The sequence below is a fragment of the Streptomyces niveiscabiei genome (genome assembly GCF_001419795.1).
Classification (GTDB): domain Bacteria; phylum Actinomycetota; class Actinomycetes; order Streptomycetales; family Streptomycetaceae; genus Streptomyces; species Streptomyces niveiscabiei.
The window spans coordinates 1-13260 of sequence record NZ_LIRL01000661.1 but is presented as its reverse complement, the minus strand read 5'-3'; the positions used below and the strand labels follow the sequence as shown (position 1 = coordinate 13260).

Annotated in this window: 16 protein-coding genes and 2 pseudogenes; 13 read left to right on the top strand and 5 right to left on the bottom strand. The window is 67.5% G+C overall.

Annotated elements, in window-relative coordinates; translation table 11 throughout:
- Nucleotides 1–125, bottom strand: a pseudogene (locus tag AOK24_RS51295) (bifunctional DNA primase/polymerase); the annotation flags it as partial.
- A gap of 359 nt (nt 126–484) precedes the next feature.
- Here AOK24_RS51295 and AOK24_RS29750 point away from each other — a divergent pair.
- The 7 genes and pseudogenes from AOK24_RS29750 to AOK24_RS29720 all read left to right on the top strand — a co-directional run bounded on the left by AOK24_RS29750 (nt 485) and on the right by AOK24_RS29720 (nt 5010).
- Nucleotides 485–799, top strand: a complete 315-nt coding sequence (locus AOK24_RS29750) for a hypothetical protein (protein ID WP_055723133.1) — start codon at nt 485–487, stop codon at nt 797–799.
- Nucleotides 800–1020: 221 nt separating this feature from the next.
- Nucleotides 1021–1986: a bifunctional MaoC family dehydratase N-terminal/OB-fold nucleic acid binding domain-containing protein gene (locus AOK24_RS29745; RefSeq protein ID WP_055723132.1), complete on the top strand. Its 966-nt coding sequence runs from the start codon at nt 1021–1023 to the stop codon at nt 1984–1986.
- A complete protein-coding gene (locus tag AOK24_RS29740; protein ID WP_055723131.1) occupies nt 1983–2363 on the top strand; it encodes a MaoC family dehydratase in 381 nt (126 codons plus the stop codon). The genes AOK24_RS29745 and AOK24_RS29740 overlap by 4 nt, the downstream gene beginning before the upstream one ends.
- Nucleotides 2360–3508, top strand: coding sequence for a lipid-transfer protein (locus tag AOK24_RS29735; protein ID WP_055723130.1), 1149 nt, complete (start codon nt 2360–2362; stop codon nt 3506–3508). The genes AOK24_RS29740 and AOK24_RS29735 overlap by 4 nt, the downstream gene beginning before the upstream one ends.
- Nucleotides 3509–3654: 146 nt before the next feature.
- The gene (locus tag AOK24_RS29730; RefSeq protein WP_055723129.1) at nt 3655–4212 is read left to right on the top strand and encodes a SigE family RNA polymerase sigma factor; all 558 of its coding nucleotides are present in this window, start codon (nt 3655–3657) and stop codon (nt 4210–4212) included.
- A gap of 17 nt (nt 4213–4229) precedes the next feature.
- Nucleotides 4230–4466, top strand: a pseudogene (locus AOK24_RS51290) (transcriptional regulator); the annotation flags it as partial.
- Between the two features lie 139 nt (nt 4467–4605).
- Complete coding sequence (locus AOK24_RS29720; RefSeq protein ID WP_055723127.1) at nt 4606–5010, top strand: hypothetical protein; 405 nt, start codon at nt 4606–4608, stop codon at nt 5008–5010.
- Nucleotides 5011–5013: 3 nt separating this feature from the next.
- Here AOK24_RS29720 and AOK24_RS29715 read toward each other — a convergent pair whose 3' ends face one another.
- From AOK24_RS29715 to AOK24_RS29705, 3 genes are all read right to left on the bottom strand, one after another.
- Nucleotides 5014–5592: a hypothetical protein gene (locus AOK24_RS29715; protein ID WP_079057060.1), complete on the bottom strand. Its 579-nt coding sequence runs from the start codon at nt 5590–5592 to the stop codon at nt 5014–5016.
- Between the two features lie 174 nt (nt 5593–5766).
- Nucleotides 5767–6237 (bottom strand): hypothetical protein, encoded by a 471-nt coding sequence (locus AOK24_RS29710; RefSeq protein WP_055723126.1) that lies wholly within the window; start codon nt 6235–6237, stop codon nt 5767–5769.
- A complete protein-coding gene (locus tag AOK24_RS29705) occupies nt 6234–6632 on the bottom strand; it encodes an ATP-binding protein (RefSeq protein ID WP_055723125.1) in 399 nt (132 codons plus the stop codon). The genes AOK24_RS29710 and AOK24_RS29705 overlap by 4 nt, the downstream gene beginning before the upstream one ends.
- Nucleotides 6633–6793: 161 nt before the next feature.
- Here AOK24_RS29705 and AOK24_RS46505 point away from each other — a divergent pair, with 161 nt between their 5' ends.
- The 5 genes from AOK24_RS46505 (at nt 6794) to AOK24_RS29695 (ending at nt 11487) form a co-directional block, all read left to right on the top strand.
- Nucleotides 6794–8068, top strand: coding sequence for a helix-turn-helix domain-containing protein (locus tag AOK24_RS46505; protein WP_079057059.1), 1275 nt, complete (start codon nt 6794–6796; stop codon nt 8066–8068).
- Nucleotides 8069–8080: 12 nt separating this feature from the next.
- Nucleotides 8081–8557, top strand: coding sequence for a hypothetical protein (locus tag AOK24_RS46500; protein ID WP_107104077.1), 477 nt, complete (start codon nt 8081–8083; stop codon nt 8555–8557).
- Nucleotides 8558–8844: 287 nt separating this feature from the next.
- Nucleotides 8845–9210: a hypothetical protein gene (locus AOK24_RS46495; RefSeq protein WP_079057058.1), complete on the top strand. Its 366-nt coding sequence runs from the start codon at nt 8845–8847 to the stop codon at nt 9208–9210.
- A gap of 97 nt (nt 9211–9307) precedes the next feature.
- Nucleotides 9308–10963, top strand: coding sequence for a long-chain fatty acid--CoA ligase (locus AOK24_RS29700; protein ID WP_206191282.1), 1656 nt, complete (start codon nt 9308–9310; stop codon nt 10961–10963).
- A gap of 113 nt (nt 10964–11076) precedes the next feature.
- On the top strand, nt 11077–11487 hold the full coding sequence (locus tag AOK24_RS29695; RefSeq protein WP_055723123.1) for a VOC family protein: 411 nt from the start codon (nt 11077–11079) through the stop codon (nt 11485–11487).
- Nucleotides 11488–11781: 294 nt separating this feature from the next.
- On the opposite strand, the gene AOK24_RS29690 is transcribed toward AOK24_RS29695, so the two are convergent.
- The gene (locus AOK24_RS29690; RefSeq protein WP_055723122.1) at nt 11782–12174 is read right to left on the bottom strand and encodes an SCO5389 family protein; all 393 of its coding nucleotides are present in this window, start codon (nt 12172–12174) and stop codon (nt 11782–11784) included.
- Nucleotides 12175–12517: 343 nt separating this feature from the next.
- Between AOK24_RS29690 and nucS the strand changes: the two genes are divergently transcribed.
- Nucleotides 12518–13189 carry an endonuclease NucS gene (nucS, locus tag AOK24_RS29685; protein WP_055723121.1) on the top strand — a complete coding sequence of 224 codons (672 nt, stop codon included), beginning with the start codon at nt 12518–12520 and terminating at the stop codon, nt 13187–13189.
- The last annotated feature ends 71 nt before the right edge of the window (nt 13190–13260 follow it).

The following is a 13260-nucleotide window of genomic DNA, read 5'->3' as shown; positions in this document are numbered from 1 at the left end:
CGGTGGGGGGAGCGCAGGGCCGGGAGCTTGGTGCGGGACAGGGGGATGACGGCCAGGCCGCGTTCGGCGGCCGAGAGCGCGTGGGCGAGGGCCAGCGTGGTGGCCTGCCGGTCGGTGGTGGCCATGCCCCCAGTTTCGCACACCCGTTCGAAAAACGGGAGGGGGCGCAGACCCGGACGGCGGTACGGAACCCCGGCACCGGCCGGGCTGCCGGAACGCTTCACCCCATGCGGCGTACGGGATACGGCCCCCACGACGCGCCCGGGAAGCGACACCTCGCGAAGAACGGTAGTGAAAGGGGTTTATCGACTGGTCATCACGCTTGCGTGCTAATCGGGCCGTAGGGGGTGGTTGTCCGGGGGTCCGGTGGGCAACTCTGATCTCGCGACGTCGTCACCACCACCGGGACGGTCGGCCAACTGCCCCGGTAACAGCCGTAGTTCATGCAATCCCGGCCACGAGCCGGGTTCTCTGGAGGAACAACATGGCAAGCATCCGTACCGCCCGCATCGTCGCCGCCGTCTCCGCCCTCCCGCTCGCCGCCGCTCTCTTCACCGGCGTCGCGGCGGCGGACAACGGCGGCTTCGCGGACGACGGATCGAACGCGGGCGTCGCCAGCATCATCGGCAGCGGTGTGGCCGGCGACAACAACGGCAACTCGTCCACCACGCAGCAGAACGCCGTGGGCTCCGGCGCGAGCAACCAGAGCAACACGGCCCAGGTGAACGGCTCCGCGTTCACGGCCATCAACCAGGGCAACCACAACGTGCAGGTCACCTTCGCCCCGCTGTGGTGGTGACCCGCTGAACCGGGAGGGCCGGCGCACCGGCACCGGCCCTCCGACCGGCCGTGGGGTGTGTTCACCGGGGTGGTAAACGCCTGCGCGGCGAGGCCCGAGAGCCTCGCCGCGCAGGCGTTTCCGTGTGCGCCAACCAGCTTGCGATCCTTGACAGTTCGGGTGATCTGACGGACAGTCAGAAATCTTCCAGCCGGGAGCGGGCGAGGGCAGGGGAGGATGCCGTGCCGGACGATTCCGATGGTCAACAGGCGTACGAGGAACGGCTCAAGGCGTACGAGGGCCTGCCCGCGACCGTCGCCGGACTCGCCGCCGACCCCGTGAACGCCCCCATGATCCGCCACTGGTGCGAGGCCCTCGGCGACACGAACCCCGCGTACACCGGCCCCGACGCGATAGCCCCGCCCACGATGCTCCAGGTCTGGACGATGGCCGGCCTCCCGGGCCACCGGTCCCGCACCGACGCCTACGGTCAACTCCTCGCGCTGCTCGACGAGTCGGGCTGCACGGCGGTCGTCGCGACCGACTCGGAGCAGGAGTACGCCCGTCCCCTGCGCGTCGGCGAACGGGTCGCGTTCGACTCAGTGATCGAGTCGGTGTCACCGCGCAAGTCAACGAAGCTCGGCGTCGGTCACTTCGTGACGACCCGCACCGATCTCCGCGTGGAGAGCGGCGAGTTGGTCGGCACGCACCGCTTCCGCATCCTCAAGTACGCGCCGGCCGCGCGGAAACCGGCCGTGCGAGAACTGGCCGCGCAAGAACCGACCGCGCGGAAACCGGCCGCCCCCCGCCGCCCTCGCCCGGTCGTCAACCGCGACAACTCCCCTTTCTGGGACGGCATCCGGCACCACCGCCTCCTCCTCCAGCGTTGCACCGCCTGCACGGCCCTGCGCTTCCCCTGGCTCCCCGGCTGCCCGGACTGCGGCTGCCCGGACTGGGAGACGCGGGAGGCGTCAGGCGAGGGCACGGTCTACTCGTACGTCGTCATGCACCACCCCCCGTTCCCGGCCTTCGACCCCCCGTACGCCGTCGCCCTGATCGAACTCGCGGAAGGCCCGAGGATGGTGAGCAACGTGCTCGGCGTGCCGTACGACAAGGTCCGCATCGGGATGCCGGTGACGCTCGAATTCCGGGCGTACGACGAGGAGTTGACGCTCCCGGTGTTCCGCGCGGGGGAGGGCCCGGCATGAGGGAAGGCACCCAACTCCCGCCGCTCACCGTCGAGATCACCCGCACGCTGATCGTCGCCGGGGCGATAGCGTCGCGCGACTACCAGGACGTCCACCACGACCCCGAGGCCGCCCGCGCCAAGGGCTCCCCGGACATCTTCATGAACATCCTCACGACCAACGGCCTGGTGGGCAGGTACATCACGGACCACTTCGGCCCCGACTCCCGCCTGCGCAAGGTCGCCATCAGGCTGGGAGTCCCCAACTACCCCGGGGACACCATGGAGTTGAGGGGCCGGGTCGAGCGGGTCGAGGGCGACGAGGTGACGGTCCGGGTGACCGGCGAGAACAGCCGGGGACGGCATGTGACGGGCACCGTGCAGGTGACGGTCCGATGACCCTCGCCGGACGCGCGGCCATCGTCGGCATCGGCGCCACCGAGTTCACCAAGGACTCGGGCCGCAGCGAACTGCGCCTGGCCGCGGAAGCCGTACGCGCGGCGATCGCCGACGCCGGGCTGCGCCCCACGGACGTCGACGGCATGGTGACGTTCACGATGGACACGAACCCCGAGATCACCCTCGCGCAAGCCTGCGGGATAGGGGAGTTGGGGTTCTTCGCCCGGGTCCATTACGGCGGTGGCGCGGCGTGTGCGACGGTCCTGCAAGCGGCGATGGCGGTGGCGACGGGAATCGCGGAGGTCGTCGTCTGCTACCGCGCCTTCAACGAACGCTCGGGCCGCCGCTTCGGCTCGGGAGTGACCCGGCGTGAGCCGTCCGCGGAAGGCGTCGCCCTCGGCTGGACCCTCCCCTTCGGCCTCCTCACCCCCGCGTCGTGGGTCGCGATGACCGCCCAGCGCTACCTGCACACGTACGGCCTAACCCCAGAGGCGTACGGCCACGTGGCGGTCGTCGACCGCAAGCACGCCGCCACCAACCCCGCCGCGTACTTCTACGGTCGTCCCATCACCCTGGAGGACCACGCGGCGTCGCGCTGGATCGTCGAGCCCCTGCGCCTCCTCGACTGCTGCCAGGAGACCGACGGCGGCCAGGCGCTGATCGTGACGACCCCGGAGCGCGCGCGGGACCTGGCGCGGCCCCCCGTACTCGTCGCGGCGGCGGCGCAGGGCGCGGCGAAAGGGCAGGAGGCGATGACCGGCTTCTACCGGGGTGACCTGGCGGGACTCCCCGAGATGGGGGTCGTCGCGCGGAAACTCTGGCGCGCCTCAGGACTCACGCCCGCCGACATCGACGTAGGGATCCTGTACGACCACTTCACGCCGTTCGTCCTCATGCAGCTGGAGGAGTTCGGGTTCTGTGGTCCTGGGGAGGGATGGGGCTACGTCGCGGAGGAGCGGCTCGCGCTGAACACGCACGGGGGGCAGCTCGGGGAGGCGTACCTCCACGGTATGAACGGTATCGCCGAGGCCGTACGGCAGCTGCGCGGGACGGCCGTCAACCAGGTGGCCGGGGCGGAGAGCGCGCTGGTGACGGCCGGTACCGGGGTACCGACCTCCGGTCTGATCCTTACGGCGGACAGCTGACCCCCAGGGGTCATCCCGTAGTACCCGGGTGCCGTCGCTCCACCTTCAGGAGGTGGGGCCTGCCCTACCCCTACAACCTGAGGGGGACTCGTCTTCGGGACCTGCGGGCGATCCGGACGACGTGGTCTCCCTCCTAGCGTGGAGACATGACCACACCCGTCTGCACCAGCGCTTCGAACCGCGGGGCGCGGACCACCGTCCGCCCGTACCCGTCGTTCGCGTCCTACGTCCGGGACCGGCAGCCGGTGCTCCTGCGCACCGCCCGCTCGCTGACCGCGAACCCGTGCGATGCGGAGGACCTCCTCCAGACCGCCCTGGCCAAGACCTACGTCGCCTGGGACCGCATCGAGGACCACCGCGCGCTCGACGGCTACGTCCGCCGCGCCCTCCTCAACACGCGCACCTCCCAGTGGCGCAAGCGCAAGGTCGACGAGTTCTCGTGCGACGAGCTGCCGGAGCCGGAACTCGGCATCGGCCTCGACGACCCGGCCGAGCAGCAGGCCCTCCACGACGCGATGTGGCGAGCCATCCTGAAGCTTCCCGCCCGGCAGCGCGCGATGGTAGTCCTCAGGTACTACGAGGATCTCAGCGAGGCCCAGACGGCCGAGGTACTCGGCGTCTCGATCGGCACGGTGAAATCAGCGGTCTCCCGAGCGCTGGGCAAACTCCGCGAGGACCCGGAACTGGAGCTGGCCCGCGACTGAGGGTGACCAGATCGATGCATGTTCTCGCGGGGATGGCGGATCAGGCGACGCTTCTCGGCAACCCCGCCGAAGGGCGACGGCTCGCTCAGGCGGGGCGGCGGGGGCTGTCCAGGGCGGACTCGTCGGCCCATGCGGTTGTGGGGTCCGAGAAGGCTTACGAGCGCGTCGAGTCCGCCGAGGAGCATGCGCGGCGGTCCATCGCGTATGCCGCCCGGCAGAAGGGGGCGCGGCGCGGGGCCATGTCGCAGTGTGCGGGGTGCCCTTCCTCAAAGGCGCGCGCCCAATGGCCGATTAAGAGGGCCTTGCACCCCCGCAGATTGCTCACCCTCCCCAAGGGTGAGGGGTGACCGGAAGGGGCGTCTACGCTCGGCCGGTAGAGCTAGGCTCCCGTTCATGGCCGAGGCGTTCGTCAGTGGCGATGTGCTGCACCTTGCTTGCGGTATCTGTCCGTCGCGTCGCTTCCCTGTCGGGGGGTTTGACGTTGTCGAGAAGCCCAGCAAGGAATGCCCGTTCAACCCGGTGGACGGACATCGGTATGCGGCTGACGGAACGCCTGTGTGCGTTCACCCGGACAAGGTGGGTTTGCCGGCCGGTCGGTACAAAAGCCAGAGTGAACCGGTGATGGTCCGGGTTGTTCTCCCTGTCGAGGAAGCGGAGTTGGTGCCGTACCTTCGCGATCTGCTGTACGGCGCAGCGCCAGTGTTGCTTGAGGATCTGATCGAGCAAGCCTCTGCCGAGATTCGCCATAGGTTTCCCGGCATCGACGTGCTCGCGACGCTGCGCCGTGCCCTCAGCTAGGCGCTACGCGGCGGCGAAGTCGATGGTGTGCTCCTTGCCGGACCGGTGGAATCCCGCAGCCGCGTACTTCTCGTCGAGGATGATCAGCCGGCGCGCGGCCTCCTTGTGGTCGAGCCAGTAACGGGGGTTCGGCTCACCCCACGCGAGGACGTACGCGGTGTGCGTGTAGTCGCCGGGCGCGTAGTCGTGGTGCTCCTTGTCCGTCTGGTGGATCACGGAGATGCCGACGCGGTCCGCGATCCTCGCGAGAAGCTGGGGCTGCGCGATCATGGCGTGCATCATCTCGTCGACGGGAACGGCGACGGGGATCTCGGTCATGTCCTCGTCCTGCCCACCGAGTTCGTACACGGCGGCCTTGAGGGCGAGGGTCCGCAGTCCCTCGGTGAGCAAGGGGCGCTTGTCGGTGTCGAGGTTCCACTCGCTGATGACGGGGAAGCCCGTGAAGCAGGTCCACGCCTCGTCGTACTTCAGAGCTGCGGCGGTGAACTCCGCGAACTCCGGGTCGAGTTGGATCGCCGACATGATCTCTCGGGCACGCTTCGCCACCTGCTCGGGGGCGGGGCGGGAAACGGTTGCGCTCACTCTGCACTCTCCTTGTTGGTTGCGTGCACGTGCTGACCTTGCTGACCGCTCCACCTGCTTTCGGCCTTCCAGCTCTGAACCGGTGGGGCGGAGTCTTTGACCCATTACGCTCGAACCTCAGCGGGTCGGCCCGGGGTCTATCTCACCTCGGGGCGGCCCGTCTGCCGTGGTTGATCAGAATCGGCGACGGGCGTGGGTGGTTCCCCACATCACCAGGCCACGGGCCAGGCTTTCGGTTACGTGTGCATCGTGTTTTGCCTGATCGGCGTCCAGGGTGAGCGGCGCAGCCACGAGCGCGACGCGGCACAGTTCCCCGCGCTCGACCAGGGCCAACCAGTCCTCCGACGGAGCAGGGAGCGTCATCACGTACTGTTCATGGCCGTAGTCCAACGTGACCAGCCTGCGTCGCATCGTGATCCGTGCGCCGATGAAGGGGGGCGGCTGGTCGCCGGGGCCAAGGTGCAGCGACTCGGCGAGCCGGCGCATCCCGTCCTCGACGGTTTCCGGGGTTTCGTTCGGGCGGCGCGGTCCGGGGTGTGTGATGAGCAGTTGGGCGACGTCGTATCCCTCGGCGTGGTGGATGGCGGAAGCAACGGCCACGCTGGCGATGAAGCCCGGCCCCGGGGGTACGTCGAGGGCCGTCATGATGCCTTGACCTCTGCCCATACGATCTTTCCGAACTCGCGGCCGGACACGCCCCATTCCGCGATGGCGTCGACGATGAACAGCCCTCGGCCTCGCTGGCGGTCATCGGACTCCGGCTTGAAACGCGGGCGGCGTCGGCGGGTGTCGTGTACTTCGACGCGCAGCAGTTCCGGGGAGAAGGTGAACACGATGAGGAGCGAGTCCCCCGGCTCGGTGCCGTACCGGACCGAGTTGGTGACGAGTTCCGAGACGACGAGGACGAAGTCGCCGGCCGCTTCAGGGGGGACATGGTCGGGGAGAGCCGACTTGGCGAAGTCCCGGGCAGCGCTGGGGGCCCTTTCGTTGGCCAGCAAGATGCGCTCCCAGACAGGGTCCGTCGATGCGAGGGTCGTCATGTCGCCTTCCCCTTCAGCTACTTGTGGTGCACTGAACTGAACCTCGCGCCATGCTTGGTGAGCCAGGGGTGACCCGTGATGTGCATACACGTATGCGCGGGCTGCATAGCAGGTCGTTCCCGGGTAGAAGTGGAGCGTACGAACGGCGTTGAGGGGGACTCGTGAGTTGGACATCGGCCGCTCTTCGAGCTGCGGCCCAAGCAGGTGACTACGGGCGGGTGATCCAACTCGCAAGACGTGATGCACGGCTGTCCCAAAAGGAGATGGGTGAAGCCTGCGGGGTAAGTCAGTCGGCTATCTCGCGACTTGAAAAAAAGGGCGTCGGCGGCACGTACGACGCAAAAACTCTGGCGCGGGCCGCATCCCACTTGCAGATTCCTCCGCATTTGGTCGGCCTCGCCGATCATGCAGCGGCGTTAGCTGCGAACGCGGATATAGGTGGATCAGTGGAACGACGTAACTTCTTTGGCGGAGTTGCTGCGGTCGCTGTTGCCCCGGTGGTTGCGAATTTCCCTGCGGCTTCGGCGGGACATACTGCGAGCGACGGCGGATCAGCCGCCACGCTGCGTATGGTGACGGGTGGTTACCGGCGGCTCGATGGAACGACTCCGTCACGTCAGTTGGTTAAGCCTGTGCTTGAACATCTTCAACTGACACAGGCACTTGCTCAATCAGTGGAAGAGCACGATCAGCGAAACAGACTTGCTGCCGTTGGTAGCGAAGTGGCAAGTCTGGCTGGTTGGATCTCCTGGGACATGGGGGACTACGGGTCTGCTCGCACCTGGTACGGCTCGGCGGTCAAGTCGGCTCGTAGAGCAGGTAATCCGTTGTTGGCCGCTTATCAGTTGGGAAGCCTTGCCCAGTTCGAGGCTCATGCCGGTAATGCCTCGGAAGGCATGTTGTTGGTGCGGGCGGCTCGTAAAGCGCTGGGGGAGCGACCGCTTGTGATCGCTGAAGCCTGGTTGACGTCGATCGAGGCGCTGTGTCATGCGGCGGCGGGTGACGCACCAGAGGCTGACGTGGCGCTGAAGGAGGCTGCTCGACTCGCCGGTCGGGTCGTCGGCGAATCGACGCCGTGGCCCTGGGTGTTCACCTTCAACGAGTCCAAGGTCGCCGCAACACGTGTCGCATGCGGGGCGAAACTTGGCCGTGCCGATTGGATCAGCGGGGCGCAGGACTCTGTGGCTGCGGTTCTCTCCTCCGGGCACGACAAGCAGCGAGCCTTGCTGATTCTTGACGTGGCATCCGGGCATCTTGCCTCAGGGCGTATTGACGGGGCATTCGCTCTAGCCACAGGAGCGCTGGAAACCGGGGTCAAGTACCGGTCGGGGCGCATCGTGGAACGGGCGCGAAGTCTGCGGAGGTCCTACTCGCCGCGCTTGCTACCGCGTGTGGTGAGGGAGTTCGACGACCGGCTGTACGAAGTTTTCCTGTAGAGAGGGCTGAAAATGCGGGTGGGAATCACGGGGCATCGTGGACTCGGTAAGCAGACCGAAGAGATGGTAAAGACGACTCTACGTCGAGAACTTGAGGCGTTCGAACCGACGGAACTCTGTCTCGTCTCATGTATTGCGGATGGTCCTGACGCTTGGGCGGCTGAGGCGGCGCTCGATTTCGGAGGGCGTATCGAGGTGGTGATTCCCGCTGTGCAGTATCGTCAAGGGCTTCCTGAAGAGCATCACGCGACCTACGATCGACTGCTTGCCGCGGCGGCGGAAGTGCATGAAACAGGAATAGTCGAGTCCACCGAGCGGGCTCACATGGCAGGGAGTGAAATCCTTGTCGGCTTGGTCGATCGGCTCATCGCAGTTTGGGACGGTCAGCCTGCCCGCGGGTACGGGGGAACCGGTGACGTCGTCGCATACGCCCGAAGCATGGGCGTTCCCGTGACCGTGGTGTGGCCAGACGGCGCGTCACGCGACTGACACCGAACTGACACAAGGTCATGGCGAGGCCGATCACGCTGACCTGGGCGACGCCCAGGCTCACCGGGCAGGTCAAGTCGCCGTGTGCGGTCGAGGCGGTTTACTGACTGGTGAGTCCAACTCACAGAAAAAGTTGCCGAGTTCGCTGAGATTTGCTTCAACTCCGCGATCTCAGTGCTACGGTGCTCCTCAGCCACAACAAAAAGTGGCCCCACCAGGACTCAGAGTGCTAGCAACACTCTGCTGATGGGGCCCGACGACAACATCTGTCTAAGGAAAGTGTCGCCGTGCGTAAGCCTATCGCGCATGCCATTTTGGCATCCCTGTGCACCCTGATCGCCCTTCTTCTGCCCGCCTCGGGCAGGCGCCGTAAGTGCTGTGTTCAGCGCGCTGCGGCCCCCGAACCTCAGCCTGTCATCCCCGAAAGCCCCTGGTCGCGGCCCTGGACCTCGCCGTCCAAGGAGGAAGCTGCCGAGATTTTCCGGCGGCAAGCCGTGGCGCGGGTGTGGGCCGAGGCCGCTGAGGTCGAGCTTCAGCGGGAGCGGCGGCGGGCTGCGGCGTACGCGGCTGCGGGGCTGGAGTATCCGTACACCTATGAGGGCGCCCCGTTCGGGGCGGAAGCGTTTGCCAATGTGATGCCGGAGAGTGCTTGAGGGGGTGCCGGTCCTTCCTAGTGACATACCGAGCGGTATGTGCGCAGAATCGGCCTCGAACAGTTCCGTCGCAGGCAATGTCGCCCGGGAGGACGCCGTGCAGAGCACGATGCAGGACGTACCGCTGCTGATTTCGAGGATCCTGACCCACGGGGCCGCGATCCATGGGTCCTCGCAGGTGACGACCTGGACGGGTGAGGCGGAGCCGCAGCGGCGGAGTTACGCCGAAGTGGCGCGCAGGGCGGCCCAGTTGGCGCATGCGCTGCGCGATGAACTGGGAGTGACCGGCGATGAGCGTATAGCCACTTTGATGTGGAACAACGCCGAGCATGTCGAGGCGTACTTCGCCGTTCCCTCCATGGGTGCCGTCCTGCACACCCTCAACCTCCGGCTCCCTCCTGAGCAGTTGGTGTGGGTCGCCAACCACGCCCAGGACAAGGTCGTCATCGCCAACGGCTCCCTGCTGCCGCTGCTCGTTCCGCTGTTGCCGCACCTCAGGACCGTTGAGCACGTGGTGATTTCGGGGCCCGGGGACCGGTCCGGGCTCGAGGGCGCGGCCGTACAGGTGCACGACTACGAGGAGTTGATCGCCGGGCGGCCGACCGCGTACGACTGGCCCGAGCTGGACGAGCGCAGTGCCGCGTCGATGTGCTACACGTCCGGAACTACCGGTGACCCCAAGGGAGTTGTCTACAGTCACCGGTCCATCTACCTGCACTCCATGCAGGTCAACATGGCGCAGTCGATGGGGCTCACGGACGAGGACCTCTCGCTGATCGTCGTGCCCCAATTCCATGTAAATGCTTGGGGGTTGCCTCACGCGACCTTCATGACCGGCGTCAACATGCTGATGCCGGACCGGTTCCTCCAGCCCGGGCCGCTCGCGGAGATGATCGAGTCCGAGAAGCCGTCGCACGCCGCCGCCGTGCCGACGATCTGGCAGGGCCTGCTCGCCGAGCTCAAGGCCCGGCCGCGCGAGGTGTCCAGCCTTCAGCAGGTCACCATCGGGGGGTCCGCCTGTCCGCCCGCGCTCATGACCGCGTTCGACGAGCTCGGGATGCGGGTCTGCCACGCGTGGGGGATGACCGAGACGTCCCCGCTCGGCACGATCGCCCGGCCGCCCGCCCATGTCATCGGTACGGACGAGGAGTTCGCGTACCGGGTCACGCAGGGGCGGTTCCCCGCCGGGGTCGAGGCGCGCCTGACCGGTCCCGGGGGTGAGCGGGTGGCGTGGGACGGGGTCTCCGCCGGTGAGCTCGAAGTCCGCGGGCCCTGGATCGCCGGGGCGTACTACAACGGGCCCGACGCCGAACTCCTGCGGCCCGAGGACCGGTTCAGTGCGGACGGGTGGCTCAAGACGGGTGATGTGGGGACCATCTCTCCCGACGGGTACCTCACGCTCACCGACCGGGCGAAGGACGTCATCAAGTCCGGGGGTGAGTGGATCTCGTCCGTGGATCTGGAGAACGCGCTGATGGGGCACCCCGCTGTCGCCGAGGCCGCGGTTGTCGCCGTGCCGGATGCGAAGTGGGGGGAACGGCCCCTCGCCACCGTCGTGTTGAAGGAGGGGGCCGCCGCTGACTTCGCCGAGCTGCGGGCCTTCCTCGCGGACGAGGGGGGTGTTGCCAAGTGGCAGCTGCCCGAGCGGTGGACCGTGATCGAGGCGGTACCCAAGACCAGCGTCGGCAAGTTCGACAAGAAGGTGTTGCGGCGGCAGTACGCGGAGGGGGAGCTGGAGGTCACGGAGATCTGACGGGGGTGGGGCCGGGGGTGTCTGCACACGCCGGTGCGGCGCCCCCTCGTCTCCCTCGTCTCCCTCGCCTAATTCGACGTCCGGTTCGTTCGGTCTCGTGGCAAGATCGCGGGATGCTACGACTTACCGACTTCATCATCGACTGTCCGGACACGATGAAGCTGGCCGCCTTCTACTCCGAGGTCACCGGGGTTCCGGTCAAGGAGGACAGCAACGAGCACTGGGCCGGGATCCGGTTCGGTGCGATCGAGCTGGCCTTCATTCAGGTGGAGGACTACCGCGCCCCGCAGTGGCCCGACAGCGCGCACCCCAAGCAGTTCCATCTCGACTTCGAGGTGGACGACATCGAGGCGGAGCAGCGCCGGATCGTGGACCTCGGCGCGAGCCTTCAGCGGGACTGCACGGACGCGGAGGGCTACGGCTTCCGCGTCTACACGGACCCCATCGGCCACCCGTTCTGCCTGTGCCGCAACAGGGGCGTGACCTGGACGGACGAGGGGCCGGTCTGGCCCGAGCGAGGCTAGTGGACCGGGCGCGGGTTCGGGTGCGGCTGGGTGGGTGGCTGAGGTAGGGGCGTTGTAGCTCGCCCGCGCTTGCGGGGTGCCGCTGCGCCCACCCGTGCCGCCCCTAGCGGCACGACTGCCCGCAGCTACGGCAAGGGGGTGGGGCGGGTGCAGGTTGAGGGTGGTGCGGTGTGGCTCGTCGCGGTTGCGGCGGCTGGATGGGCGTTGGTTGTTGTGGGTGTGCCGGTCGCCTGCCGGTCCGGGTGATTTTTTGAGTCTCCCGCATCCGGAGCGGCAGGCGAACGGGGTGGTTCGTCAGCAGTCCCGGAGTTCTGGGGACTGGTTCAGGAGTTGGCCGCGGATTGAGGTGAAGCGGGCCAGGCGGTCGTCTGATGAGGGGTCTAGGGGGAAGACCGCGACCCTGTGGCAGTTCTGGAAGGCCAGCCGTACCCCGAAGTGCCGTTGCAGCGCGCCGCGTATCGCGTCACTGGCAAGCGCGCGGAGCAGTTGTCCGCGAGCCTGCTCGCTGGGCGGCGGCGTCTGGTTGTCGGCGAACTCTCCGCCGTCCACCTTCAGCTGGGCCACCAGCGAGCTGATCATCTCCCACGCGTAAGGCAGGGAGGTCCGGACGCAGTCGACGAATTCGGCTTCGTCGACCTCGCCTCGCTCGGCCTGTTCCAACAGTGCCGGTGAGACGTCGAGCGACATGGGTTCTCCTCTCGCACCCCGTTTTCGCAGGGGTTGCCGGACAGAAAAAAGGAGAGCCCGCCGTGCTGGTTCTCCCGCAACACTCTGAGTGCACGCACGGCGACCTCCCCGTCACACCGTAGGCAACCGGTGAGGGCCGCACCAGGAGAATGGCCACTTCGGGGCCCCGGGACGGGGGGACAATCAGCCAGCGCGCGAATGACCGGAATCCCGCGGGATTCGGGAGGAACCGGTGACGCCTGATCGGTCCTGGGGCCGTGCGTGATCGGACGTGTTCGTGTTCCGGCCCGCTTGTGACGGGCGATTCACACCGCCGCCCCTGTGTCGAGTAGCGTTGCTGCCCATGCGTCTCGTCATCGCCCGCTGCTCCGTCGACTACGCGGGCCGCCTCACCGCCCACCTGCCCTCCGCGCCCCGTCTGATCCTGGTCAAGGCCGACGGCAGCGTCTCGATCCACGCGGACGACCGGGCGTACAAGCCGCTCAACTGGATGTCTCCGCCCTGTACGTTGAAGGAGGGGGCCGGGGACGAGGCGGGTGTCTGGACGGTCGTCAACAAGGCGGGCGAGAAGCTCATCATCACGATGGAGGAGGTCCTCCACGACTCGTCCCACGAACTCGGGGTCGACCCCGGGCTGATCAAGGACGGCGTGGAAGCGCACCTCCAGGAACTCCTCGCGGACCGGATCGAGACGTTGGGGGACGGGTACACGCTGATCCGGCGTGAGTACATGACCGCCATCGGGCCCGTCGACATCCTCTGCCGGGACGGGGAGGGGCAGACCGTCGCGATCGAGATCAAGCGGCGGGGGGAGATCGACGGGGTCGAGCAGCTCACCCGGTATCTCGAACTCCTCAACCGGGATCCCCATCTGGCGCCTGTGCGGGGGATCTTCGCGGCGCAGGAGATCAAGCCGCAGGCGCGGGTGCTTGCCACCGATCGGGGGATCGGGTGCCAGGTGCTGGACTACGACGCGCTGCGGGGCATCGAGGACGACAAGCTGCGGCTGTTCTGAGGCGGTTGGGGCGCCGGGCTCCTGGGGGGGCTCGGTGCCTGTCGCCCTGCGGGCGCGCCGGGTGTGGTGGG

Coding starts and splice junctions, on each gene's coding strand:
- AOK24_RS29750 (WP_055723133.1), top strand. CDS start 485: ATGGCAAGCATCCGTACCGCCCGCATCGTCGCCGCCGTCTCCGCCCTC.
- AOK24_RS29740 (WP_055723131.1), top strand. CDS start 1,983: ATGAGGGAAGGCACCCAACTCCCGCCGCTCACCGTCGAGATCACCCGC.
- AOK24_RS29735 (WP_055723130.1), top strand. CDS start 2,360: ATGACCCTCGCCGGACGCGCGGCCATCGTCGGCATCGGCGCCACCGAG.
- AOK24_RS29730 (WP_055723129.1), top strand. CDS start 3,655: ATGACCACACCCGTCTGCACCAGCGCTTCGAACCGCGGGGCGCGGACC.
- AOK24_RS29720 (WP_055723127.1), top strand. CDS start 4,606: ATGGCCGAGGCGTTCGTCAGTGGCGATGTGCTGCACCTTGCTTGCGGT.
- AOK24_RS29710 (WP_055723126.1), bottom strand. CDS start 6,237: ATGACGGCCCTCGACGTACCCCCGGGGCCGGGCTTCATCGCCAGCGTG.
- AOK24_RS29705 (WP_055723125.1), bottom strand. CDS start 6,632: ATGACGACCCTCGCATCGACGGACCCTGTCTGGGAGCGCATCTTGCTG.
- AOK24_RS46500 (WP_107104077.1), top strand. CDS start 8,081: ATGCGGGTGGGAATCACGGGGCATCGTGGACTCGGTAAGCAGACCGAA.
- AOK24_RS29695 (WP_055723123.1), top strand. CDS start 11,077: ATGCTACGACTTACCGACTTCATCATCGACTGTCCGGACACGATGAAG.
- AOK24_RS29690 (WP_055723122.1), bottom strand. CDS start 12,174: ATGTCGCTCGACGTCTCACCGGCACTGTTGGAACAGGCCGAGCGAGGC.
- nucS (WP_055723121.1), top strand. CDS start 12,518: ATGCGTCTCGTCATCGCCCGCTGCTCCGTCGACTACGCGGGCCGCCTC.